Origin of the sequence: Brachybacterium sp. AOP42-C2-15, assembly GCF_052377065.1 — a bacterium.
Lineage (GTDB): Bacteria > Actinomycetota > Actinomycetes > Actinomycetales > Dermabacteraceae > Brachybacterium.
On sequence record NZ_JBQSWK010000040.1, the window covers coordinates 1 to 25,702 of the forward strand.

The following is a 25,702-nucleotide window of genomic DNA, read 5'->3' on the forward strand; positions in this document are numbered from 1 at the left end:
TGCCCGCGCTGAGGGCGTACTTCGTCAACAGCGTTACCACCCAGAGGAAGCATGGGTTGAACGGAGTGGTCGGGTTCATCGAGCTGTCCCCGATGCCGCTGTCCCGCCCATTCCTCCTGGGTTCATGGAGTTCAGCACCGGTCCCATTCGGCCGACCAGGGAGGATCAGGCAACAGCCTCGAACGCGCGCTCGACGATCAGGTCGTAGACGTCCTGCGTGTAGTGATACGGCGCAGGTCCCCAGCGGTGCTCCGGATCGGCGTGCACCTCATTCTCGGTGAGCGAGACGATCCGGAAGCCCAGCGCCTTGAGGTAGTGCACGTAACGGCGGAAGTGACGATTCGCCTCCTCCGCCGAGAGTCCGTTGCTCGAGGTGATCTCCTCACCATCGATCGTCGTGCGTGCCCACGGCACATCGAGAACAAGGGTCTTGTCGAAGACTCCGGCACTTTGCAGCACTCGCTGAAAGCGACGTGCCTGCCCTTTCCAGGCGACATAGTGCTCTTGGGTTCCGAACGCGATGTGTGTTCCACCCTCATGGATGCTTCGGACCTCTGGAATCTCGAGCCCGTCGACGCTTCGGGTGAGGATAGTGCCGTCTGCCAGCTCACTGACCCCGTCGCGCTCATCGGTGAGGTCCCAGAGCAGCACATCCGTCTTCTCTGCGGCGGCACGGATCAGAGACGGCATCCGCCCGGCGAAGTCGGTCTGCAACGCTCGCAGCAGGGAACGGGTCACCCCGGTGACCTCCTGCGGGAACATCGCGGCACCGTTCGTCCCGAAGGAGAGCAACGAGTTGCGCGACACGTGGTCAGTGATCTTCGCTCCCCTTCCCGCTGCGAGGTCGATGGCATCGCGGGCGACAGGGCCTCCATAGATCGTCACACGCACCGGGGTTGCTGGTTCAGGGATCTTTTCGAGAGTGCGCCCAGCACTCTCGAAAACTTGCTGCATCACAGCGTCATAGGCGTCTTGGGTGTAGTGGAACGGGGCCAGTCCCCAACGGTGCTGGGGATCCGCGATCAGCAGCTCCGGATCGATCTCGAGTGTGCGAACTCCGAGCCCGACGAGGTGGTCGTAATACCGCTCGTACAGATAGTTCGCCTCGATCGGGAGCTTTCCCATGCTCCCCGGGGCTGCTTCGCCCTCATTGGTCACCATTGCCCAGGGGATGCGCAGCACCACCGTACGGTCGAAGAGATCCATCTCTTTCAGATTCTCCACGAAGGATCGAGCCTTCTCGGCCCACTTCTCGAAGTGCTCGTCCGTCCCGAAGTCGAGGTGGCGAGCGTTCTGAGCGGCCTCCCACACTTCCGGCTCGCTCAGCAGATCAAAGGTGCGGGTGACGACCTTCCCATCATCGAAGACGAGTACGCCATCCCGCTCATCGGCGAGGTCCCACAGGAGCACATCGGTCACGTCGTGGAACTCACACAGCTTCGTCTGAAGGTCGCCGGCGAAGTCCGCCCGCAGCATCCGGCGGCGGAATCGGTGCGCAGTCCGAGCACCCGCCGGGTACCGATCTGACGCATCACTGCCTGCGGAAAGCAGGGACTGTCGTGCGATGTAGGTCGTGACCGTGGACTGGTCGCCGCCTCCGGCGAGCGCCACCGAGTCCCGGGCCACGCAGCTGCCATACACGGTGACGCGGAGCGGGGTCCGCGCTGGAGGGGTTGCGCTCACGTCGGTCCTCCTCTGGTGGAATGAGATTCGCACAGCGTACCCAGCCGGTCCGAGGAATTGCCCAGCTCGGTCCGCCATCGGAGTGACGTCACATCCGCGTCGCTCACCTCCCAGGGAATCATGCCGACGCCGCACCTCGACGCTGACGCACATACGATGACTCCATCCCCCGTTTCTGCGCCCCGGAGCTGACGATGCCCACGACCTCCTCCCCTCTCCAGACATTGCGCACTGGGCTGTGGCACCTGAGAACGGGTGGGCTCACGCAGCTGCGCACCTGGAACCGACGCCGCCGGATCAGCTACGGCGTCGGCGACGGTCTCGGCTCTTTCGATGAGGCCGGCAGACTCACCTTCCCGCCGTTGCCTCGGCCTCAGCGCACTCCCACCTTCGACGGCGTGAGGATCGCAGTGATCCTCGACGACTTCTCACAGCGGGCCTGGTCCTACGAGTTCGACACGGTGCCGGTCACTCCCGCGACATGGCGCGAGCAGCTGTCGGCGTCGCCCGTGGATCTACTGCTCGTGGAGTCCGCGTGGCACGGCAATGCAGACGCTTGGCAGTATCACCTCACAGGCTCCAAGGCGCCCACTGCAGCGCTGCAGGAGCTGGTCGCACATTGCAGGTCTGCAGGTATTCCCACGGTGTTCTGGAACAAGGAGGACCCGCCCCACTTCGATGACTTCCTCGATACGGCTCGGCTCTTCGACCACGTCTTCACGACCGATATCACCCTGCTGCCCCGGTACCGGAAGGAGCTCGGCCACGACAGTGTGGCGGTGCTCCCCTTCGCCGCCCAGCCCGCAGTCCACAACCCCATCCGACCTCGCCACGGGCATCAGGAGCGCGACGTCGCCTTCGCGGGGATGTACTTCGCCCACAAGTTCCCCGAGCGTCGCGAGCAGATGGACATGCTGCTGGGAGGTGCTCTGGATGCCTCGGCGCAGATGGACACGGGGTTGGAGATCTTCTCCCGATTCCTCGGCGACGACGAGCGCTACCAATTCCCCGGGGAGCTCGGTGACCGGGTCGTCGGCTCGCTCGACTACGACCGGATGTTGACGGCCTACAAGGCGTACAAGGTCTTCCTCAACGTGAACTCAGTGGTCACGAGCTCTTCCATGTGTGCACGGCGTATCTTCGAGATCAGCGCTTCGGGCACACCTGTGGTCTCTGCGCCGTCCCCGGCGATCGGAGAGTTCTTCTCGGCGGACGAGGTCCCTCAGGCCGCGTCGCGCGAGGATGCGGCCCACACCGTGCGGGCTCTGGTCCGGTCGCCCGAGCTGCGCGACCGCACCGTACACCGCGCACAAAGGCGCATCTGGCGCGAGCACACCTACAGCCATCGCGCACGAACGGTCCTGGAGGCGGCGGGACTCGGAGCACGCGCTGGCAACTCTGGCAGGCCGGGCGGTGCCGGGCTGCCGTCGGTCAGCGTCCTGGCGGTGACGAACCGACCGGGCCAGCTGGAGCACCTCGTGGAGCAGGTGGCCCGACAGACCGGGGTCGAGCGTCAGCTGCTGTTGGTCACCCACGGGTTCGAGGCCGAGAAGCATGTGATCGAACGGGCCCGCGAGCTGGGCATCGCGAGCGTGAAGGCGATGGAAGCGCCTGCGGCCTGGTCGCTCGGGTCGTGTCTGAACGAAGCGGTGCAGCACGCCGACGGCGAGGTCTGCTCGAAGATGGATGACGACGACATCTATGGCGAGTTCTACCTCCACGACCTGCTGCGAGCACGTGAGTTCTCCGGGGCCGAGGTCGTCGGCAAGCACGCCCACTACATGTACCTCACCGGCACAGATGCGACACTGCTTCGCTTCCCCTGGAGGGAACATCGCTTCACTGATCGACTGATGGGGCCCACATTGACCGCCGGGCGGGACATCTTTCTCGCCCATCCCTTCGAGCAGATCTCGCGCGGGGAAGACACCGCATTCCTTTCGGCGGTGTCCGAGGCCGGGGCACGGATCTATTCAGCAGACCGCTTCAACTTCACCCAGATGCGGCGCGGAGAGGCAGGCGGGCACGCGTGGTCTGTGAGCGACCGAGAGTTGCTGGCGAGTGCGGATGTCGCCTGGTTCGGCCGGAACGACCACCACGTGATGGTGTGATGACGAAGGTTCCTACGGTCCACAGCCGGCAGAAGCCGGCCCTGAGGAGCTCGCAGTGACACGCCGTCAAGGAGTACTCCTCGCCGCCGGACTGCTCGCTGTGGTCCTGGTCGTCACCGGCACGTTGATGCTCCGCCCGCTGCTCCTCGGAAGTACGTCCTCGGACGATCGCGATGGTCGCAGGTCATCGGCATCGCCCTCCCCCGCGCCACCCTGGAACTCGGTCGACCTCCCCGGCTACGAATCCGACCCCGGTCCGTTCACACTGGCACCCCTCGACGAGACGAGCGGAGCGGCGGTGACGATATCTCTGTCTTTCGACGCGGACTCGGTGACCACGGGAGGAAACATCGGCCTGAGCTTCGATGCCACCGAGCTCGCGAACCCGATCTGGGACGCCGAGCAGTCGAATCTGACGCTCACGCTGCAGGAGCTGGACCGCCCCGTGCTTCGATTCGGCGGAAACGGGGTGGACCGCCGGATGTGGTGGACCTCGAACGGCGAGCCCGCGCCGGCGTGGGCCGAAGTGACCGTCACGCCTGACGATCTGGCGCGGGTCGCGAATGTGGCGGACGACGTGGATGCCCAGGTCAACCTCGCTCTCGACCTCGGCCACGATGATCCGGGCCGCGCCGCCGACATGGCCGCCCACGCCGCTCAGGCGTTCGGCGACCGTCTTCTCGCCGTCGCGATCGGCAACGAGCCCAACGGATACTTCCATGAGAACCAGCCACAGCTCGCCGTGCGCGATGCAACGTGGGGGCCCGAGCCCTACCAGGACTCCTTGAGGGAGTACTCTGCCGCGCTCGAGGAGGTCGCTCCTGGACTCCCTGTCGCCGGTCCGGGTGCCTACGACGCTCCGTGGTGGAGAGCCTTCGCGGAATCAGGTATCCCGAATCAGCGGGCTCTGACGATGCATTGGTATCCGCTCTGGGACTGTGACGGTCCGGCCTCGTCGATCGCAAACCCCACGGTGGAGGACCTGACCTCTCCCGAGCTGCGGGACCGTGCCCGTCACATCATCGGCATGGGTGCCGAAGTCGCCGACGAAAACGATCTTCCGCTATGGATGGAGGAGACAGGACCTACCTCCTGCCCCGGCACCAACGACACGTCCCGCACCCATGCCCAAGCACTGTGGACGATCGACTACGTGTTGACCGCTGCAGAGCTCGGCGTCGAGCGCACTGCCTTCCACGCGACGCTGCAGGCCTGCCAGGGCGGTGCCCCGATGAGTCCGTTGTGCGCCACCGGGGAGCTCGAGAAGCCGGGGATGGTGGTCGCAGGACGGACGAGCTACCTCGCGCTCATGCAGCTCGGCATGCTCACCGACGGGCACGTGCTCTCCTCCGCGGCGTCAGGCGACGGTGCCGTCATGGTCCACGGGGTGCTCGGCGACGACGGGTCACTCAACCTTCTGATCGTGGACCTCCGGGATCCCACGAGCGCGTCTCCTGCACAAGTGCAGATCAGTGCGCCGAGCGGACTGCCCTCAGGCGCTCCATCGGCGTGGACCCTGGTCGAGGGCAGTCGACTCGCGGGAGAAGCACTCGACGCTCGAGAAAGCACCCTGACAGCTCTCGCCCCGGTCACGGGCGAATTCAAGGATGCTGGCTTGGCGCGCTCCCAGCCGGTCACTGTGAGCAGTCACGCCGGGACCGCCACTCTGCTGCGCTTCGCGCCCGTCGAGGAGAGCTCAGCGTCGGACGGCGGAGGCCGATGACCTCGCGCTCGAAGCTCACCGGCCCGCGGCCCTCGTATTCTTCGGCGTCGTCAGCCACGGACACCGGATACCGTAGAGGGTGCGGAGCGCCCTCGACCCCGCCCTGTCCGCTGCCCCAGGAGACTGCGTTGTTGACGTTCCCTCTGCTCGCCCCACTTCTCGGTCCGCACGTCCGGACCCAGCTCTCGGGAGGGTCACGATGATGGCTCGCCGGAGTGCAGTACCCGGGATGACACGCCTGCGGAAGCTCTTCGCTCCGGACCCTGGCGGTGGAACGGACGATGGGCGTGCTCAGCAGGCCGAGCAGCTCGCCGCACTCCGCAACGATGCCGAAGCGGCGAAGACGGTGGACGACGCAATCGTCCTCTTCCGGAACGCGGCGGCACAGTCCGAGTTCGACGCCCAGGTCCTCCTTGAGTTTGCTCGCTATCTCATCCGCCACTCCCGAGGAAGCATCGCGGAGGAGGTTCTGGGGCTCTCTCTCGCCCAGGACGGGGCACAGCCCGACGCGTTGGAGGCCTACCTGGACCTGGTGCGTGAGCTCGACCTGCGCTCCACCCGTCAGCGATGGGCACTCTCCCGGCTCGAAGCGGACCTCAGTGCAGCGTCGGGCGCCCACCGCGGCGCCTTGGACTTCGCCATCCCCTACTCGCTGCACGACGCCCTGGAGACGATCGGTCGCGGGACCGACCCCCTCAATCGCCTGATCGTCGAGATCAACCGTGCATCTCGTGACGAGACACTCTCGGAGGCAACACTCGCCGCCCATCGTGAGAATCTGGGAGACAACGATGTCATGCGCGCCAGGATCACCGTCGCCCTGGGGCGAGGGGATCGCGAGCTCGCGGTCCGCCTTCTCCGCGACGCCGATCCGCGCGCCGTTCCCCTGAACGCACTGCGACGCGCGATCCGCCGGGGCCGTGCAGCGGGACGCACCAAGTACGTCACCGATTACCTCGAGGAGTACCGCAAGCATCTGCCTGCCGACACCTGGGCCAAAGCACTCCAGAATGAGTACAAGCACGGGCTCATCAGCAACTACCAGCTGGGCAAGAGCGGCTTTCCCTTCCCGGACATGGCGCCCGAACCGGCATATGAGGCGCGTCGAGATCACGTGCTCTACCTGCTGCACAACTCGCTCCCCCACCACTCAGCGGGCTATGCGACCCGCACCCATGGGCTCCTGTCGCAGCTGAACCGCCTCGACTGGGACGTCGACGGGGTGACGCGCCTCGGCTATCCCTACGACATGCCAGGAATGGAGGACCTGCCGGATGTCCCACGGCAGGATCGGGTGGGCAACGTGGAGTACCACCGACTGCTCACCGGACGCGAGATCGAGAAGAAGAACCCGCTCTTCCCCTACACCGAGCGCTATTCAGCAGCTCTGCAGGAACTCGCGAAGGCCGAGCGCCCCGCGCTCATCCACGCCGCTTCCAACCATTGGAACGGCCTCACGGCCGTGAAGACCGCGCGCTCGCTCGGCATCCCGTCGATCTACGAGGTACGTGGGTTGTGGGAGATCACCCGCGGCTCACGCAATCCCGAGTGGGCCGAGAGCAACATGTTCCGCTACATGGCGAAGATGGAAGCCGACGCCGCCAAGGGTGCCACCAAAGTTTTCACCATCACCGAGGCCCTGCGCGCTGAGATGGTCGACCGCGGTGTGGATGAAGACAAGATCACCGTGGTCCCGAACGGCGTGGACACCTCTCGCTTCACTCCCATCGGCCGCGATGAGCAGCTGGCTTCAGAGCTCGGTGTCACGGGGAAGACCGTCATCGGCTATGTCGGATCGGTTCTCGATTACGAGGGCATCGAGCTCATGCTTCAGGCGGCGCAGCAGCTCTCCCGCACTCGTGAGGACTTCCATGTCCTCATCGTGGGGGATGGTGCAGAGCTCGAGCGATTCACGCTCTTCGTCCAGGAGCAGGACCTCAGCGACGTCGTCACCTTCACCGGGCGGGTCCCGCACGAGCAGGTGGAACGGTACTACTCGCTGGTCGACATCACACCGTTCCCGCGCCTCCCCCTGCCGGTCTGCGAGATGGTATCGCCGCTGAAGCCTTTCGAAGCGATGGCCATGGGCAAAGCTGTGATCGCCTCCGACGTCGCAGCCCTCGCAGAGATCGTCACGCCCGAGGTGAACGGTCTGCTGCATGAGAAGGGGAACGTCGAGTCCCTGATCGAGGCCCTCACCACGCTCCTCGATGACAAGGCGCACGCTCAGCGACTCGGTGCACAGGCTCGGGACTGGGTCGTCGAGAACCGCGACTGGTCGCAGCTCGCCCAGGTGATCGCCCGGGCCTACGACGAACTGATCCCGTGAACCTGACCGGCCCGGCAGAAGCCGGGCTGATCAGGGCGACGGCCCATCAGGACTGGTGATGACGGTGGACCCGCACTGACTCCTGCCCGATGTTCACCGACCACCAGGAGTCCCCCCGCACCGGGGACAGGATCAACGATCCGCCCTGCATCACGAAGGAGTCCACGAGGCCCAGGGGTCGCGGCGAGTGAGCACCGATCAGGGTGACGAGCTGAGGGGCTGTCCCAGTGGCCCGAGCCGTGAGGCGAGTGGCCGGCTCGAGCGTCTTCCACCTGGTGCCGACGTATCCGGTGAGATCTTCGCCCCGGGCGGCGTCGTGCCGGGCCAGCGTGTGCTGAGTCCCCAGCCAGGTCATCGTCATCGTCGTGGTCGATGTCGTGTCGTTCAGCCGGAACCCTTGGTCACGGGGCCGAACGGTCACGCCGACATCCGTCTGCCAGTGCTGTTCGAGGGTGAGCTCCTGCTCGTCCCGACGACTCGCCCGATCCCAGACGATCCAGCAGTCCGCGTCCCGGAGGTAGACGACCCTCCGCTCGAGGTCCGCGCCGTCGTATCCACGATCGACGAGGAGAAGATCGTCGGCGGCGTCGGTGGAGCTGCTGCGCACGAGCTCGAAATCCGCCTTGGGCTCACGGTCCAGCTCCGGCAGGAGGGGAACATTGTGCGCTTCGCGGGAGGCGAGGTAGCGGCGCGTGGGGTCACCGGTCTGGTACGAGTGGAATCCGGGGTCGACCAACCAACGTCGCCCCGCGGTGTAGAGGTGGACGCTGCCGGAGTCGAAGTGACCGTGGGCTCGCGCGTAGGCACCGTGTCGGACCACCAGGTGCGACTCCTGCGCGGCAGGACGGTCCTCTCCCCATCCGCTCCGGGAGATCGCGTAGCCGCGCTCCAGGACAAGTGCGCGAGCTCCGGGGGTCTCACCGCGCTTCCCTGCCGAGATGACGAAATCGGTCACCTCGCTGAGCCCCGGCACGACCTTCGACCGTGCCGAATCGCCGATCTGCGGCAGCTCACCGTCGGGCTGGGCCAGATGGGCGAGCACCGTGCAGGCAGCGTCCAGCCGTGCCGTGACGTGCGTCGGCACCTCCAGGCCCTCAGCATCGACTCTCGCCCAGGTCTGTCGCCACCAGCGGATGTTCATCTGGTGATAGGCGACCGACCCTTCTTCATTGCACCCCTGTTCGTCGAACGCCCTCTCGAAGCTTCGTACGAGCCTCCCCAGCGACTTCTGCATCGCGGCATGGTCACGCAGCACGGCGCCGACGACGAGCAGACCGGTGTTCTGGTGCAGGCCATGGTTGCCGCCGACGATGTGCGTGTCGTCCATCAGCCAATCGCGATGGGCACCGAGCAGCTCGACGAACCACGAGGCCTCGGCGGGGACCAGTGGCGCCCCGAGAGACAGCTCGACGGCACGATTTCCGTCCGCCATGTCTTTCCAGGCAAAGGCTCCGACCGCCTTCTCTGCGGGCACGTTGGCCGCGAACCAGGACTGGGCGACCCGAACCCATTCGCTGCGGGCAGCGTCATCGCCGTCCATGGCGGCCCAGCGGATCGCGTTCACCCAGCGCAGGGTGTGATGCTGGAACTGCCAGTTCCGGTCCTTGTACGGGTCTGCCGCCCAGTCGGTGAAGTTGCCCTTCCAGTCCTTGTGCGGGGGCAGGCGCAGAGCGCCGGCGCGATATCGCGCGACCTGTGACTCCCCATTCTTCGGCCGGCCGAAGGTACCACCGAAAGCTTGACGTTCGGCGACGCCGAGATCGAGATCTGCGACGGTCGTGGCGCGCGTGGTCATGGCTCGTCCTATCCTGGGCTGGGCGGTCGGATCGCCGCGAAAGGCCATGCTAGCGTCGCTGCAACGTCTCGCTCTGCGGTACTGCTGAGCGGGGAGCGATGCCGAGGGAGGACGCTTCATCATGGGTCTCGATCTGCTGGTGGCAGAACGACAGGCTTTTGGGTACGCGTACTCGCCTGAGGTGGTCGACGATCTCCTTGCTGGCAAGGTCACCCTGCTCCCGCATCCCGCCTGGGAGCTGCCGTCGAAGATCACCTGGAAGGAAGATCCCTTCCAGGACAGGAACTGGACGTTCCAGTTCCATATGCTCCGGTGGCTGGATCCGCTCCGTCGTGCCGCCACCAAGGACGGCAACGAGCGGGCGTACTCCATGTGGTTTCGCCACGTCCGTGACTGGGTGGAGAAGAACCCGCCCCAACGGCCCAGATCGCGCTGGGCCTGGAAGGACATGTCCGACGGCATCCGTGCGCTGCAGCTCTGCCTCGCAGCCCCGCTCGTCCACGAGCGGTCTCCGGAAGAGCTCCCATGGCTCGAGAACACGATCCGCACCCATGCCGCACACCTCGCAGATCCTGAGAAGCAGGGCGTCGCGAACCACGCCCTGCACCAGGCGGAAGCTCTCTTCGTGTGTGGCCGCATCCTCGGCGATTCCACATTATGGGAGCTCGCCCTGGCAAGGATGGGCGCACTGATCCTCGAGCAGTACGACGAGCAGGGTGTGAACGCGGAAGCCTCGATCTCCTATCACGACAGCAACTACCTGTGGTGGGAGAGGACTCTGCGCCGAGTGGATGCAGAGCGGCTCCCGCGCCCGCCCGACGCTGCTCGGCACGGCCTCGCCCCCGAGCAGATCGCCCATGCCACCCGTCCCGACGGCACCCTGGTGATGATCGGGGACACCGACCCCCAGGCACCGAAGTCGGTGCGCTCACCATTCGTCCAGTTCGTCACCAGCGACGGTTCGAAAGGCACGGCTCCTGACGACCTGGTGAAGGTCTACGACGCCGGGTACGTCTTCGGGCGCAGCGGATGGGGATCCGCGACTCGTCGGTATTCGGAGGAGTCCTTCTTCTCGCTCAGATTCGGGCCGGGTCATCGTGTGCACGGCCACCCTGATGGTGGCTCCGTCACCTACTCGGCGTCGACGGTGAACTGGGTGGTCGATCCCGGGAAGTACGAGTACGGCAACAGTCCTGCGCGGAAGCATTTCGCCTCTCGGGCGAGCCATTCGCTGGTCTCGATCGAAGGGCGTGACCCGAGGGAGGGTGCCCGCGTCGAACTTCATCGGCAGTCCCATTCCGCACGCCACCATGAGTTCGTCCTCGCCGACGACAGCTTCCCCGGAATCTCTCTCATGCGTCGGGTGATCCACTCGGTCCGGGGCGAGTATCTGGTGGTGGTGGATCATGTGAACTCGAGGCAGGAGATCACTGCGTGTCAGCGCTGGCAGCTGGGACCGGAGGTCGCGAGCTCGACCGACGGGCAGCGCGCCGAGCTCAGTGCCGGTGATCACCGCGCCGCGCTGATGTTTGCCGGCACTGCGGTGGAGCTGAGCGAGGTCACGGCGCAGGAGTCCCCGTTCGACGGCTGGGTCTCGAACGGATGGAAGCAGAAGGTCCCGGCCACGGCGATCACGGCACGCAAGAGCGGTACCAGCTTCCGCATCATCACGGTGCTCGCTGCGGGCGCCGGCCGTGCCCCGACGATGTCCTCTTTCCGCACTCCTGAGCCGGCCGCATTCGGTCTGCGGATCACCACGGGGGATGTGGATGAGCTGATCCATGTGGGACGGGACGAGGTCTCCTTTCCCGTCTCACCGCCGCGCTGAACTGCAGGGACGTCCGAGGGACGGACGTCCGAAGTCAGGACGTCAGAGGCCGGCGAGCACCGGATCGTAGATGGCGATCAGTTCGGCATGCAGCTTCTTCTCGTGCGGAGACTCCGGCAAGCCCCAGAACGCGGAATAGAGGCGGCGACTGTTGATCCCGGCGTGCGCGTTCATCCCGATGGCATGGACGGCGATCTGGAGCGCCGCCCAGTTCGCCATCCGGTGCTCCCAGTACAGGAGCAGCCCCGGGTCGACACCGTGGAGGTCCCCGTCGTAGTGCGCACGCTCGAGGAACTCTCCGAAGGCAAGACGGTTGGCCTTCTTGTACTCCGGGGAGGCGTTCTTCCGCTGCGGCCCTGCATTGAGGTAGTACGCGCGATCGAGGGGCGCCTCAGGGAGGAATGCCTTGGCGCGCCGACTGTAGGGACCTGCGGTCACGCCTCCACCGTGGCCATAGACGAAGACGTCCCGGGGAGCGGCATCCTGTGCGGCGAGAGCGGGCATCGTCGGCAGGCCACGTGTGTACCCTGCGGCGCGTCGCCCGGCCTCCGCGAGCGCCTCCCCTTCCGGGGTGTTGATCCGCTCGCGGATGTCGATCCATCGGTGCGGTCCTCCCAGGTGCTCCACCATGGCGGGGATCCGGGAGCTCTCCTCCTCTTTCATCGCTGCCCAGGACTCATACCTCATCGGGAGTCCCTTGCTGCGCAGCGCGGCGATCATCCCACGGGAGTCGACGCCGCCCGTCAGACCGAGGACGACTCCGTCGTGCCCGGCGAGGTGGCGCGCATAGTTCTCGAAGTACTCATCCCAGACTGCGAGCACGTCGTCCCGACCGGTCTGAGGGAGTGGGGAATGCGGCCAATAGCGCGAGGTCGTCCCGGACTGGAGGTCGAGCTCGACGTTCGGCGGCAGCAGGCGCACGTCGTCGTACAGCGAGCGGTCGCCGGGCAGGAATCGGGTGGTCTTCGCTTTCTGCTCGGGCATCTGCATCAGCGCGTTCATCGAGCGCGACCGTGCAAGTCCCAGGTGCTCCGCCAGCAGCGCCGCGTGCGAGGCCGCGACATGGTGCCGATCGGAGGAGAAGACGGTCTGTGCTCCCATCGGGTCCTGCACCAGCCGCAGCGCAGCACCGTCCACGGCGAGAAGTGCGAAGCGGCCGCTGAGGTCATCCAGCACGGCGTAGTCGTGGCTCGCGTACCGCATGGCGGCCTCTTCGACCGTCCCACGTCCATGCGCGACGAAGATGTCCCCGAGCACTGCCACAGCGCTCTCGGTGCCGCGGAGCGGGTGGATCGCGACCGGCGTCTCGGGATGCACGTGGATCCACCAGGCACCGAGCTCGTGGAGCGTCCAGGAGCTCAGGAAGTCCGGCTCCGCGCCTCGGCGTCCCGCCGGGGTGACGAGGAATCCCCGTCGATAAAGGATGCTGTCGAGCATCGGTCACCTTCCCGCAGTCTGATACCCAGGCTGTCTCCTGGCTGGATGTCCGCTGCGATCCTATGCCTGGCCAGGCCGCGGCACCTGTGTCTCGGTCGTGATCATCGACGAGTTCTCGCGGTGCACGACCAAGGATGCCGGACCGGTGTTGTCGAGCAGCACCGACACCCGGACCCGATCACCGCAGGGTTCGGCGGGAACCTCGACGTGCCTGTCGACGTGCAGAAGCTGATGGTGTCGGTAGTGCTCCAGGTGCAGGCTCTGTCGGCTGGCGTCGATCGCTCCGCAGACTGCGCCGTCGTCTCCGACCAGGTCCAGCCGAGTTTCGACTTCGTAGGTGCTGCCGGAGGTATCGATGTCGTCCTGAGCGCACCACGTACGGCCGTCCTCCCTCGATCCCCCGACCCCGGTGCATGTGGTGAGGTTCAGGCTCGCATGCATCTGAAGACTGCCTTCGGCGAGCTCGCTGAGCGGCACCACCTCGGCGAAGGTCATCCTCCGCTCGCCCGCGGGAATCGTCATCGGCAGCCGCTCCACGGCAGGTGTCTGCACCGCGAGTCCGTCAACCGGCGTGACCGCCCATGAGGTGTCGAGAGTGAATGTGGTGCCAGCGGATGCGCCCTCATCATTCGGTGCGTTGAGGAACACCTCGCAGTGGAAGATTCCGTCCGCAGCTGCACGCAGCAGCACCTGGTTCGCGAGGACTACGGGCACTCCGGTAAGAAGGTTCTCGGTGCCTCCCGCGGTCCCCACCGTGGCACCCGAGGGGTCGGTGCAGGTGAGTCGGATTCCGAGGAAGATGTTCACCCCGTCGCTGTCCGCGGGCTTTTCCGTCGCCACGTCGACTGCGACGACCACGGCCTCGCCCTGCTGAAGGGTGAACGCACCCGCGGCGGCGAGCACGTTCTCGGGCACGGTCAGCGAGGCCTCCTCCCGGAAGACCTGCGGGGGTGCGTTCGGTCCTGCTGTGGTCCTCGCCGGGTCCGACGGTCCCGTCGCCGTCGGAGTCTCCTCAGGACTTCCGGGACCCCACGAGTCCCTGAACGGCCCGACCAGCACGATCACGAGGATGAGCGCAAGTGCCAGCGTCATCGCGCCGGCGAGGAGGATCCTCCTCCGAGGCATCTGCGGACGTGGTCGTTCGGGCATTCGCATCCTTCGCGGCCAGGACTGGGAGCACTGTGAGCGTAGTCGGATCCGCTGAGCGGCGCGTGTGACACAAGAGCCCGAGGGCGCGTTGAAGGATTACTGGGATCCGGCTCACAGAAAACGCCCCGGGAAGTGACGATCCGATGTTGTCTTGATGACAAGTGTTGAGGAACTCGTCTCCCAGCATGCTCACCGCGTTAGTGTGCACTGAAGAGAAGTGCATCCCACCCCGCTCAGTCCCCCATTTCGCAGGAGATTCCGATGAGTCCGAACGTCCCCCTCGACACCGTCAGCGTCATCGGCCTCGGCTACATCGGCCTGCCGACAGCCGCAGTCCTCGCGCAGGCAGGCAAGACCGTCATCGGGGTCGACGTGAAGCAGGCCAACGTCGACGCGATCAACGCGGGCACCGTCCCCTTCGTCGAAGAAGGGCTCGAGACCGTCGTGGCGGGAGTCGTCGCGCAGGGCAAGCTCTCCGCACAGCTGGAGACGCCGAAAGCTGATGCCTACATCGTCTCCGTGCCCACCCCGTTCAAGGGCGACCATGACGCGGACCTCTCGTACATCGAGGCCGCCGCTCGCGGGATCGCCCCCCAGCTCTCCGGTGGCGAGCTGATCGTTCTGGAGTCCACGGCCCCTCCCGGCGCGACGGAGCACATGGCGAAGGTCATCCTCGACGCGCGCCCCGAGTTCACCGAGGAGCCCAACCTCCCGAACTCCCTGTACTTCTCTCACGCTCCTGAGCGTGTGCTCCCGGGCCGCATCATGATCGAGATGGTGGAGAACGACCGCATCATCGGCGGCATGACCCGCGAAGCCGCCGAGCTGAATCGCGACCTGTACGCGAGCTTCTGCCACGGCGAGCTGCTGCTCACCGATGCGAAGACCGCCGAGATGGCGAAACTCACCGAGAACGCCTTCCGCGACGTGAACATCGCCTTCGCGAACGAGTTGTCGATCATCGCCGACCGCCAGGACATCGATGTGTGGGAACTGATCGAGCTCGCCAATCACCACCCGCGAGTGAACATCCTCCAGCCCGGGCCGGGCGTGGGTGGACACTGCATCGCCGTGGACCCGTGGTTCATCGTCTCTGCCGATCGCCAGTTCTCCAACCTGATCCGCACGGCCCGCGAGGTCAACGACTCCAAGCCCGAGATCGTCCTGGAGAAGGTGCTGGAGAAGGCCGACCGCTTCAAGAACCCGACGGTCGCAGCTCTCGGCATCGCCTTCAAGGCGAACATCGACGATCTGCGTGAGTCCCCCAGCCGGAACATCGCGGGCGCCCTCGCCGAGCGGCTCACCGATGGCACCGTGCTGGTCGTCGAGCCGAACGTCGACGAGCTGCCGAAGGAGCTGGCAGAGCGCCAGAACGTCGAGCTCGCCGAGCTCGACTCCGCTCTCGAGCGTGCGGACATCGTGCTCCTCATGGTCGACCACGATCCCTTCAAGGAGATCGACCGTGCGCTGCTGCAGGAGAAGCTCGTGATCGATACCAAGGGTCTGTGGCGCTGAGCTCCGCTCTCTGAGCCGCTCACGCACCCGGTACCCTCGGACACCGCGCCCCACGCTCCGTGCGAGAGCGGGTGGTGACCGTGCCGTTCATCGATCCCCGGAGGTGCTCCGTGCCGCAGCTGGCTGAGCAGGGCGCGGTCGTTCCGTCGCCTCGCGCCGCTCTGGTCATTCCGACCGACGTTCTGGTCGTCGCCCAGCTCGTGCTCTCGGACCACGTGCCGCAGGCGTCGTCCGACCCGGAGCGTCTGCGAGTGCAGGGCACCGTCGATACGCTGCTCGACCAGCAGCTCCCGGAACGCACCGAGCTGCTGGTCGTCGTGCATGCCGTTCCCGGGAATTCCGCAGCGCTGGACCATCTCGCCATTGGCCCCCGTCGTACGGTCCCGGCGTCGGCCCGGCTGCTGGTCGTCGAGGACGAGGAGCCGAACAGACGAGGAGCGCTCGTTCCCGCCCTGGCGGACCTCGATCCGCTCCCCTACCGGCGCGTGATCCGCCTTCGCCTCGACTGCGGGGACGCGCTGACGCCCAATACTGCAGCCGATGTGTGCCTCATCGCTCGCGCAGCACGTCACGGCAAGAACGGCGGCGGTGAGAAGCCGCTGGAGCTTGCGACGGAGCTGCTCCCGCAGCCTGTGACCGTGCTGGACGCGCCAAAGGCTTTCACTGCCATGGATGCGTGGCCCCACCCGAAGATCCGTGATCGGACCGATCACGTCCTCGCTGCTGCCACTGCCGGTGGGACCGCTCTCCGCACCGCTGTCGAGCCGGAGACCGGAGCGCGGACTTTCGCTGTGGACCGCGTGGAGGTGGAGCTGACCGTCGCGCGACACGGCGAGACGATCACGGTCGACTGCGATCTCTCATCCTTCGGGAGGTCGAACGTCACCATCTGCTACTACGTCGTGAAGTCCAGTTCCCGCATCGCGCTGCGCTGGCACGCCTCGGAGACAGCTGCGTCCTTCGAGGGGATTCCTCACGGTGTCACCGTGCGAGGATTCGTCCGCGTCGGCGGCACCGACGTCGCCCGCGCCGAGAGCGGAGTGCTCTGATGCCTCGATTCGAGCCCCTCCCCCGGGCCAAGGAGATTCAGCCCCCGCAGTTCCGTCACCTCGAGACTCGCTGGGCGAACGTCCGCGATTTCCTCGCGGCCGGATCCCACGAGGACGGGATCCATGTGATCGGCGGCGGTCCCACACGTCAGCTCGAGCTGATGATCGGTGGCGACCCGTTCGCGGCGACGACCGGACCCGTCACCGTGATCTTCTCCGGCGCCGTCACAGAACGGACGAAGAAGGTCCCGCCCTTCTTCTCGGGATCAGGCATCGCCGCGATGATCGGACATCCCTACGTGGCAATCTCCGATGCCAGTCTCGAGCTCTCCGACTCCATGGCGATCTCCTGGTACGTGGGCAACTCGATCCATGACACGGCGCGGGGCCTGGCCAAGCTGCTGACTCCGCTCTCTCGCCGACTGGGGAAGCAGCTGTGGCTGGTCGGAGGTTCCGCAGGCGGGTTCGCGGCATTGAACATCGCGCACCTGCTTCCGGGCGGACCTTCCGTGTTCGCCTGGAATCCCCAGACAGACATCGTCGAATACTCCCGCAACTTCGTCACTGCCTACCTCACCCGGGCCTACCCGGTCCCCGCAGCATCATTGCGCGGAGACGACTACCGTGACGTGGCCCGCTCGGCGCTGCGCTACTTCGGACGGCGCTACACGGTGCTCGAGGATCTTCCCTCCCAAGGCCCTGGGCGACTGATCTACCTGCAGAATGCCTCCGATAATCATCTTCGTGATCACTGCATCCCATATCTCCATTCTCAGAACTACGCGACCCACTCGCCGGGCATTCTGTGGAGGGATCCGGATCACGTGGTGTGGGTGGCAGATTTCGCCCCCGGGCATACCGCACTATCGAGAGAGCGCCTGATCAGTCTGCTCACGCGATTCACCACGACGAGGTTCGATGTGCTCTCCGAGGTGCTCGAGCTCGACGGTACGTCGGAGTACCCGGACGACCCTTCGCTGCGGCCGTCGCACCTTACGAGGGACTGCTCGAACTGACTGTCCGCAGCTCTCCCCTGAACCGATAGCATCTGAAACGTTGCGAGCCCGGGAACACCCCGGCCCGATCAAAGGAATATCCCTCTCATGCGCTCTGTCTATGCCCACAAGACGATGGTCGATGGCGACCGCGGGAATCTCGGCGACATGATGGGGTTTCACATCGCCGACTGGTTGATCGGACCCGACGCCTACATGCGCAAGGGCATGAACCATCGTGATGCGCTGGATGGGGAGACTGTGGCGTTGGTCGGCTCTGTGATAGCTGCTCTCGTGGACTCTCCGGTGCGAGTTATCGGCGGCGGCCTCATCAACGGCAACACCCGTCAGTACTCTCCGCAGGTTCGCCTGGAGGGAGTGCGCGGGTTCCTCACCCAGTCTGTGATCGAACGTGATGCCAAGCGTGTACCCGAGGTGATCGGCGACCCCGGACTGCTGCTCCCGCGGATCTCTCCCCTGCCTCCCCGTGCCTCCCGCAAGCCGCTCGGGTTCATCATCCATGACGTGGACCGCGAGGAATTCGCTGCGCGCTTTCCCGAGCAGGTCGAGAACATCGTGGACAACTACGCAGCTCGCGACGAGTTCGTCTCCCAGCTGTCCCACTACAATGCCGTCGCCTCGACGAGCCTGCATGGCTGCATCTTCGCGCACGCCTACGGGGTGCCGGTTGCGCCCTTCACTCTCACGGACAAGGTGTTCGGCGGTGATTTCAAGTTCCGCGACCACTATTCCGCCTTCGGCCTCGACGTGCGCAGGCTCCCTCTTGAAGGAGATGCCTCAGCGATCCTCGAGCAGGTGCGCCGCTTCCCCCAGCCCACCATGGACCAGGTGACGCGCCTGATGAATCGCCAGCTCGACCTGATCATCCCGGCGCTGGGGGCCGACGTCTGACGGACCCCGAGGCGAACCTGGGTCAGACCTGCCGGCTGTCGATCCGCTCGACGACCTTGCCGTCCCGCTTGTGGTACCCGCGCACCTTCACTCCGGGCGGCGCGTTGCGGAACATAACCCTCCCCTTGCGCGAGTACGGGATCATGTCGACCTTCTCGTTGCCCTTCATGAGGTAGTAGCAGACCTCGCTGCTCGGCATCGCGATGTCATCGAAGCTGGTGAACACATCGACCGTGGTGCCGCTGCGCCGCGCCTCTATGGAGAGCCGCCCGCGCAAGATCCCGAACCACAACGGGGCCTCCACGTGCGGAACCTGTTCCGGGGTGAGCTCCAGGACGGCGGCAGGCGTGGCCACCGGTGTGCGGCCCAAGGTGCGGATGATCAGGCCGTCCTTGCGTTGGATCGAGAGGTTCATGCCCCAGCGCATATAGACGAAGCTCGGTACGTAGTTGCGCACCGCGTAGAGTCCGATCCCTCGCTGTTCGAGGCGGCGCTTCTGGTTGAGGTCCATGACCTCGGGGATCGACCACGGCGAGTACGGCCACATCGTGTCGACCTCCGCAGGGCTGTCGATGACGTAGTACTTGTCGCCGGTGAGGGTGCGCTCGAGTGCGAGGGTTTCGAGGGTGACGCCGTCGGCGCCCGTGTAGCCCAGGTTCACGTCGAGCAGCCCGATCGCGAGAACGCCCTCCCAGGTCACGCGGTCGTCCTCGCGCGCTCGCCGCGCGATGTCGACGAGGTTGCGCACGTGCCAGGGCAGCCAAAGGTCGTCGTCATCGATGGTGACGCGCAGCAGGCGGTCGAGTGCGGTGAGATCGATGTCGGTGTGCGCGGCCTCGAACAGACGCTCGCGGTAGGGGGAATGCTTGCTGGGGTTCTTCGCCCAGTCCACACGCGTCGGGTCGCCTTCCGGGTAGCCGATCTCCGGGTGTGTGTAGTCGTGGATGCGCAGCTCGATGCCGGGGGCTGCCGACTCCTGCGCGGTCGCGACCAGCGCCCGCACCTTGTCTCCCCACTCCCCCTTGTCGGTGGCGAGGTAGATCGTGGTGCGGAACGCGACCCCATCGGGCACCTCCTGGCGCGCAAGAGAGGCGACGGTGAGTTCGAAGCGGCTGAAGTAGTTCCCGAGGATCTCGGGGTCGGTCTCGTAGTCGCAGAAGATCGTCTCGAGCAGTACCAGAGTCCGTGCAGGCTCGGTGGTCATCTGGAGATCGTCCCTTCGTCTGTCGGTGCATCGACCGAGATGTCGTCGTCGTCCCTGATCACGCGCTCCTCGTCCCAGCGCTCGAGCACCAGCTCGAGGTAACGCAGCAAGATATGGCGGTAGGGCATGTCGTGGCCCGCAGAGAGGGTGCGCAGATCGAACTCCATACGGCCGTCCTCACTGAGAGCGCGGGCCACGGGCATGCCGAGCTGGGCTGCGAGCTTGCCCAAGTGGTTCACCCGGTGGAACTCGTCGGCGACGTTCTGCACGATCAGCGCGCGATGCGGCATTGTCGAGGTCGACGGATAGGCATCGAGCACGGAGAGCCGTCGGGGATGAGCTCTTCGCGCGACCTCGAGGTCCGCGTGGTCCGCGAAGGCCACCTCGCGCAGTCGGCGGGCGAACCGTGCATGGTAATCCGCGATGGTCACCTGGGGGTTGAAGGCGAGCACGCGGGAGTCGGGGGTGCGTGCGCCGACCATCAAGGAGGCGTAGCCGCCCGCGGAGCCTCCCATGAGCAGGACCCTCTTCGCTCCGATGGCGTCGCGCGTTCGGGCGACCAGGCGCGCGACCCGGTCCAGCACGTCCTCGCTGCCGCTGCCCACGTACCAGCCGATCTGCAGATCGCTCGCGAGGGACAGCGTGGGGTCGGCGACGTAGAGGACGTGCTCGGTGCGTCCGGCGAGAGTGCCGAGCCATTCGAAGCGGGGTGGCGTGTACTTCTCCCGGTCGATCGCACCGTGCAGGACCACGATCAGAGTGTCGCCCTCGCCCGGCTGGTACAGCACCTCGAGCGGAAGCGTCTCGCCATGGTGCGGAGCAGGCGCGATCTGGTAGCGCGCTTTCTCGGGCCGTGGTGAGAACAGGGCGAGGTCTGCCCAGCGGATGATCGGGGCATCGTGACGGGTGTCCCAGGCAGTGGGGGCGGTCATCTGGTCTCCTCCGTGGCGGGGACGATCGTGGCGACGAGCTCGGCCAGCACCCGGTCCGCACCGAAGCGCTCCTGGACGCTGTCGGTGAGCGCCTCCTGATCCGGAATGGAGGTGAGGATCCTGTCGGCCATCTCCTCCACGGTGGCTCCGATCCACTCCCGGGGGTAGATGAGGTCGGCGCCGGGCCAATCGAGTGTCGCGGGCAGGGCGCCGGAGGCGGCACCATCAGGGATGGTGAGGTGGAAGGACTCGAAGTCGCTCACGGAGACGGCGACGCCGATCGTGCGGTACCACTCCTCCATATCGGGCCCGAAGCCATCGAAGGCGACCGCGCCGGGGTATTTCGCGTTGATCGCGTCGATCCGCGCGTACTGGGCGTCGTAGTACTCCATCTCGTCCGGCCGATTGAGCATCCACGGATAGTCAGCAGGCTGTTTGCCCTTGATGCGCAGCCGATATCGCGAGTCCGCGCGGTGGAGGTGCTCCAGGAGGTCCAGGGCGCGGTCGAGTCGCTTGGGCTGAGCGACGATCCCGACCATGCCGAGGGTGCGCTCGGCACCGTCGTGCTTGGGCAGGGCGAAGGAGGCGACGTCGACGGAGTTCGGGATGACGACGGTCTTCTCCATGGGCACCTTGTGGCTCTCCACCGCAGCCCGTCGAATCAGCTCGCCCACGAACACGAAGGAATCGACATTCGCATGCTTGATGCGACTGAGATAGGGGCGTCGCAACTCCTGGGAGTGCACCCGGACCACGACGCGCTGGTGGGGGGCAGCGACCTTCGAGTACCACTCCGCGTTGCGCATGCCCCATTCGCACAGGATCACGTCTGCATCGGCGAGGAGCGCGCGCGATTGCTCTTCGTCGTGCTGTGAATGAGAGTGCCACTGGTCCAGCTCGACGCTGTGCCCCGCGGCTCGGAGTGCGTCGATCAGCCCGGCAGCGAACTTGAGGTCGTGCCCGGCGACGACGATCCGAGCGGGCCGATGCGCCCAGGGGACCACCATGGCCGCGGCTCGGCGAGCGGGAGCTTCCACGGTGCGTGACGCGGGGAGGAGCAGCTCGACACCTCGCACCGGCCGCGTGACCAGCGCACGGTCGAGAGTCTTGCTGAACCTGACCAGCTCCCGGTGCACGAGACCGGATTGTTCGTCGGTGGCGTCGACCCTCCGCGCGAGAGGGAGTCCCTCGCTCTCCGGCCCAGCACGCCTCGAGGTGATGCGGTTCCAGTCACCGAAACGTGTGGCGAGCAGCAGGTCCTCATAGTGAGTTCGCTCCACCGGCTCGGTGAGCCGTCCGAGCCACTCGGACCCTGCGTCCTCGAGCGCCGTCGTGCCGCGCACCCGCACACCGAGCGGGCTGAGAACTCTGCTGGCGGCAGCGAAGCCGTCCGTGGTGAACACCTCTTTCGGAAGCACGGACTGGGCAGCGACGGAGGCCACGAGCTCCGCGTTCGCTCCGTCCAGTACGAGCCCGTAGTCCGCGCGCTGAGGGACGGAGACCGGGATCCCGACGGTGCGCGCCAGCATCGTCAGCGCGGTGTCCACCGTGTGCGAGCGGTAGACGGCGCGCATCTGGAACCAGGCCTCCCGCACCCGCTCTTCGGGATGGCTGCTCCAGTCGTGGAGCAGTGCCCGCCATATGGTGTTGTCGTTGCTGGCGGGGATCACTCCCCCGAAGGTCTCGGTGACCCCTCGGCCGGGCCCGGAGAGGACCACGCCTCCGCAGGCGGCGACCTCGACCACGCGGCGCGAGAACATGGTGGGCGAACCCATCACGGAGTTCACGTTGAGCTGAGCGAGGTGAGACTTGTAGGAGTCGATCACTTCGTCATAGGGAAGCACCCCACGCACGTAGCGCTGCAGCTCCGCAGGGAACTTGTAGGGCGAATCCGGGAAGGCGAGCTGCCGATCGAAGATGGAGAGCCCGTAGCTGGACGCCTCGGTGAGCAGCCGTTCGAGCTGGCGGGAACGGGTCGCGTAGCGGGCCCCGTAATACGTCCCGGCGTATGCCGCGGTGGGCTCGTACTCGGTGCGTGGTGGCAGCGGGTTGTGGATCACCGGTTGCGCGTAGAACGGCAGCGAGGACGCGGTGCGAGTGATCGCGCCCGGCGTTTCGAGGTAGTCGATGATCTTGTTGGCGTCCGTGGTGAACACGTGGTCGCAGCGCGCGGCGGTGAGGCGGAAGCGATCGAAATGAACCGGATCCTCCTTGTTCCAGAACACTGTCGGGATCCCGAGCTCCCCACAGCGATCGAGCAGTGCGTAGAGATCCGCGTTCTCCTCCTCGCCGTAGTGGCCCACACCGCGCGTCCATTGTCCATCGTTGCCGGCCCAGGCCGACTCGATGAACACGAGGTCCAGCGCGGCAGGATCGATCTGCTCCCGCCACTGCGAGCGATCCAACGGGGTGACCGTCATCGATGCGGCGAGGGTCGCGGAGGTGAATTCATCGGCCACGAGGCCCACGCGCAGTGAGGACAGCTCTCGTCCGTCGGGAAGTGCCGCGTCATGCTCGAGCCCGGCGACGGTGTACGCGCCGGATATCGCGCGGCCGAGCCGCTCCCACGTGCGCTCATCGAGTGTCCAGAGTCTCGCGGTCCGGCCGAGGTCTGCACGGAGATCGGGGTCCTTGATCAGTCGCTCGAGCTGATCGGCGAGTGCCTTCGCATCGCCGGCAGGGAACAGCACGCCTCGCTGTTGGTCGGCACCGGCGAGGTCGCGGTGCGGTGCGACATCAGAGAGAACCACGGCCTTGGCGCTCGCGAAGGCTTCGAGGGGCTTCAGCGGGGAGACCATCTCGGTGACGGCGGATGAGATGCGAGGCAACGGCACGATGTCGAAGGTGCTCAGCAGTCGCGGCATATCACTCATCGGCATGCGCCCGAGGAAGAGGATCTTCTTCAGCTTGTGCTGGTTCCGCTGCGCCTTGAGGCTTTCCGCCGCTCCGCCCGAACCGGCGATGACCACCTGGTGATCCACTTCGCGGTCGGCAAGGATCGCGGAGGCGTGCTGAAGCAGGTCGAGGCCCTCGTAGCCGACGATGCTGCCGGCGAAGCCGATGATCGGAACATCGGTGCGGATCTTCTTCGACGCGGCGAATGCTTCGTCGCGGGGCAGGGGGACGAACTGGGCCGGGTCCACGGCGTTCGGAGCCAGCACCATCTTGGCGCGGTCCACACCGCGCCGCTCGAGCTCGTCAGCGACCTGTGTGGTGATGACCAGGAGGGCATCCGCCTCCTGGGCGACACGGGTCTCGAGTCCGGCAGTGTCGCGGTAGCGTTCGGTCTCATCCCAGCCCGGCTTCTCCGCCGCCTCGGTGATCTCCCAGAGACCGCGCACCTCATACACGAAGGGCACTCCGAGGCGTCGTGCTGCGATCAGAGCCGGCAGGGCCGTCCGGAAGTTCGAGGCGGAGTGGATCATCGAGGGTCGCTGCAGGCGGGCCTCGCGCACGAAGGCATCCGCCGCGTCAAGCACGTAACGGTCGATCGCCGTGGAGTTGAGGTTCGCGCCGGGGATGTGCACGTAGTCGACGCCGTCGACCTCCACGACCGTGCGCTCCTCAGCGGGCTTGGTCGTGTCAGCCCGCGTGTCCCATGGATATCCAGCCCGTGCCACCACGGTCACGTCCCTGCCGCTCCCGCGCAGACCCGCGGCGACTCCTCTGGTACGGGTGGAGTAGCCATTGGAGTTGTACGCCGGGGTCGAGTGCACGCAGTACATGACGCGGCCGGGCTCGGGAAGATAAGCGATGCCGCGGGCGCGTTCCGGGATGGGCAGCGTATCCGGGGCGAAGCGGTGGTGCCCGAGGATCATCCGGACCACCTTCTGCTCATTCGGGCTCATCTCCTCGACGAGCTCCGGATGCTCGAGGGCGAGGAGTGCTGGCTCGGCGATCTGCCCCAGGGTGAACCATTGCCGGTTGATCACCCGATACAGCGCCTTGGGGGTGGGATTCCCGTCGAGTTCCGCCAGGAGGGTCTCAAGGCTGCGTTCCGCCACAGGGACGGCACCTGCTACCGAGGTCTGCGCTGCGGCTGCGGGCCTCCCGGGCTTCGTGGCTGCTTCGAACTCCGAGTCCTTCGCTGGCACCGGAGATGGGGGCCGGCTCTCCTCAGTCTTTTGCGCACCCGTAGACGGGGGTTCGATAGCTCCCCGCGTACTCGATCCCTCGACAAGACTCCCATCAATGGTGTGCCCGCCGCCGAGGGCCTTCTTCAGCCAGCCTGCAGGGGCGAGCATGATGCGCCCGACCGTCATCGACCGAGAGCCACGCACCCGCTGCAGATCCTTTCTCAGGCGGGCATTTTCCGCCCGGTAAGCATCGAGCGCCCCATGAGCGGTGCCGAGCTTCCGAGTCAGCTCAGCACGGTTAGTCTCAGCGGCCTGCTTCGCGGCCACGCCGTCCTTGGCCGCTTTGGCTGACGCGCTCTCTTTCGCAATCGCCGCCGTGAGCGCCGCTTCGAGGTCTGCGATCTTCTGCTTGTCACGACGATGCCGCCCTTGCAGGCCCTCGAACCCTCGCAGCACTGCTTGCGGATCCGCGACGAGTTGCGCAGCACGCTGCTCAGTCAGGTGCTCGGCAGATCGTCTTTCGTCCTGATGCATCCGATGGGCTCCTCGATGGTGCGTCCCGGCGCCGACGGCAGTCGGCAGCCTCCCCTGGGCATTGATCCTAGCCAAGGGAGACGTACGATGACCCTTCCGGTCAGACAGGCCACGAGGAGATTTGGACCATGCCGATCGACACCACGCAAGACGAAGGCGTCGTGCGCACGTTCATCTGGGGAAGTTGCGTGAGTCGCGACACCTTCGGGTTCCTTCCCGAGCGTTTCCAGCTCACCACCTATGTGGCGAGGCAGTCGCTGATCAGTGCCGGAAATGATGCCAGTGCGATCCGCTCGAAGCTCACGCCGCTCAGCTCCACCTTCCAGCAGCGGATGGTGCGAGGAGACCTCGCCGGCGATCTCTACCGACGGATCGACGCAGTGGGCGACGACATCGACCTAATGCTGATCGACCTCGTCGACGAGCGAAG

The 25,702-nt window shown here is 66.1% G+C and carries 16 protein-coding genes; 9 read left to right on the plus strand and 7 right to left on the minus strand.

Translation table 11 applies throughout. From position 1 onward, the window contains the following. Positions 1–165: 165 nt before the first annotated feature. On the minus strand, positions 166–1,683 hold the full coding sequence (locus ACT3SQ_RS16395) for a DUF6270 domain-containing protein (protein ID WP_444601431.1): 1,518 nt from the start codon (positions 1,681–1,683) through the stop codon (positions 166–168). A gap of 194 nt (positions 1,684–1,877) precedes the next feature. Between ACT3SQ_RS16395 and ACT3SQ_RS16400 the strand changes: the two genes are divergently transcribed. The 3 genes from ACT3SQ_RS16400 to ACT3SQ_RS16410 all read left to right on the plus strand — a co-directional run bounded on the left by ACT3SQ_RS16400 (position 1,878) and on the right by ACT3SQ_RS16410 (position 7,846). Beyond that, complete coding sequence (locus ACT3SQ_RS16400) at positions 1,878–3,794, plus strand: glycosyltransferase family protein (RefSeq protein WP_444601432.1); 1,917 nt, start codon at positions 1,878–1,880, stop codon at positions 3,792–3,794. A 55-nt stretch (positions 3,795–3,849) separates the two neighbouring features. Further along, positions 3,850–5,517: a hypothetical protein gene (locus tag ACT3SQ_RS16405; RefSeq protein ID WP_444601433.1), complete on the plus strand. Its 1,668-nt coding sequence runs from the start codon at positions 3,850–3,852 to the stop codon at positions 5,515–5,517. 229 nt (positions 5,518–5,746) lie between these two features. Beyond that, a complete protein-coding gene (locus tag ACT3SQ_RS16410) occupies positions 5,747–7,846 on the plus strand; it encodes a glycosyltransferase (RefSeq protein ID WP_444601434.1) in 2,100 nt (699 codons plus the stop codon). 46 nt (positions 7,847–7,892) lie between these two features. Here the strand turns inward: ACT3SQ_RS16410 and ACT3SQ_RS16415 are convergent, their stop codons facing one another. Next, a complete protein-coding gene (locus ACT3SQ_RS16415; RefSeq protein ID WP_444601435.1) occupies positions 7,893–9,641 on the minus strand; it encodes a heparinase II/III domain-containing protein in 1,749 nt (582 codons plus the stop codon). Between the two features lie 121 nt (positions 9,642–9,762). Between ACT3SQ_RS16415 and ACT3SQ_RS16420 the strand changes: the two genes are divergently transcribed. Next, positions 9,763–11,469, plus strand: coding sequence for a heparinase II/III family protein (locus ACT3SQ_RS16420; RefSeq protein WP_444601436.1), 1,707 nt, complete (start codon positions 9,763–9,765; stop codon positions 11,467–11,469). Positions 11,470–11,511: 42 nt separating this feature from the next. Here ACT3SQ_RS16420 and ACT3SQ_RS16425 read toward each other — a convergent pair whose 3' ends face one another. Both ACT3SQ_RS16425 and ACT3SQ_RS16430 read right to left on the minus strand, forming a co-directional pair. Further along, positions 11,512–12,906 (minus strand): hypothetical protein, encoded by a 1,395-nt coding sequence (locus ACT3SQ_RS16425; RefSeq protein ID WP_444601437.1) that lies wholly within the window; start codon positions 12,904–12,906, stop codon positions 11,512–11,514. Positions 12,907–12,966: 60 nt separating this feature from the next. Further along, positions 12,967–14,055 (minus strand): hypothetical protein, encoded by a 1,089-nt coding sequence (locus ACT3SQ_RS16430; protein WP_444601438.1) that lies wholly within the window; start codon positions 14,053–14,055, stop codon positions 12,967–12,969. Positions 14,056–14,316: 261 nt separating this feature from the next. On the opposite strand from ACT3SQ_RS16430, the gene wecC reads away from it, so the two are divergent. The 4 genes from wecC to ACT3SQ_RS16450 all read left to right on the plus strand — a co-directional run bounded on the left by wecC (position 14,317) and on the right by ACT3SQ_RS16450 (position 18,526). Further along, positions 14,317–15,570: a UDP-N-acetyl-D-mannosamine dehydrogenase gene (gene wecC / locus ACT3SQ_RS16435; RefSeq protein WP_444601439.1), complete on the plus strand. Its 1,254-nt coding sequence runs from the start codon at positions 14,317–14,319 to the stop codon at positions 15,568–15,570. A 110-nt stretch (positions 15,571–15,680) separates the two neighbouring features. Next, the gene (locus ACT3SQ_RS16440) at positions 15,681–16,619 is read left to right on the plus strand and encodes a hypothetical protein (protein WP_444601440.1); all 939 of its coding nucleotides are present in this window, start codon (positions 15,681–15,683) and stop codon (positions 16,617–16,619) included. Further along, entirely contained in the window at positions 16,619–17,635 is a 1,017-nt protein-coding gene (locus tag ACT3SQ_RS16445) for a hypothetical protein (RefSeq protein WP_444601441.1), read from the plus strand. Before ACT3SQ_RS16440 ends, ACT3SQ_RS16445 begins: the two co-directional genes overlap by 1 nt. 87 nt (positions 17,636–17,722) lie before the next feature. Then, entirely contained in the window at positions 17,723–18,526 is an 804-nt protein-coding gene (locus tag ACT3SQ_RS16450; RefSeq protein WP_444601442.1) for a polysaccharide pyruvyl transferase family protein, read from the plus strand. Positions 18,527–18,548: 22 nt separating this feature from the next. On the opposite strand, the gene ACT3SQ_RS16455 is transcribed toward ACT3SQ_RS16450, so the two are convergent. Genes ACT3SQ_RS16455 through ACT3SQ_RS16465 form a run of 3 tightly spaced genes read right to left on the minus strand, consistent with a single transcriptional unit; the run spans position 18,549 to position 24,666 of the window. Then, positions 18,549–19,730 carry a hypothetical protein gene (locus tag ACT3SQ_RS16455; RefSeq protein WP_444601443.1) on the minus strand — a complete coding sequence of 394 codons (1,182 nt, stop codon included), beginning with the start codon at positions 19,728–19,730 and terminating at the stop codon, positions 18,549–18,551. Then, entirely contained in the window at positions 19,727–20,662 is a 936-nt protein-coding gene (locus tag ACT3SQ_RS16460; protein WP_444601444.1) for an alpha/beta hydrolase family protein, read from the minus strand. Before ACT3SQ_RS16460 ends, ACT3SQ_RS16455 begins: the two co-directional genes overlap by 4 nt. Then, positions 20,659–24,666, minus strand: a complete 4,008-nt coding sequence (locus tag ACT3SQ_RS16465; RefSeq protein ID WP_444601445.1) for a glycosyltransferase — start codon at positions 24,664–24,666, stop codon at positions 20,659–20,661. The genes ACT3SQ_RS16460 and ACT3SQ_RS16465 overlap by 4 nt, the downstream gene beginning before the upstream one ends. A 734-nt stretch (positions 24,667–25,400) precedes the next feature. Between ACT3SQ_RS16465 and ACT3SQ_RS16470 the strand changes: the two genes are divergently transcribed. Continuing rightward, the coding region (locus ACT3SQ_RS16470; RefSeq protein ID WP_444601446.1) for a DUF6270 domain-containing protein at positions 25,401–25,702 on the plus strand (302 nt) is incomplete at its 3' end.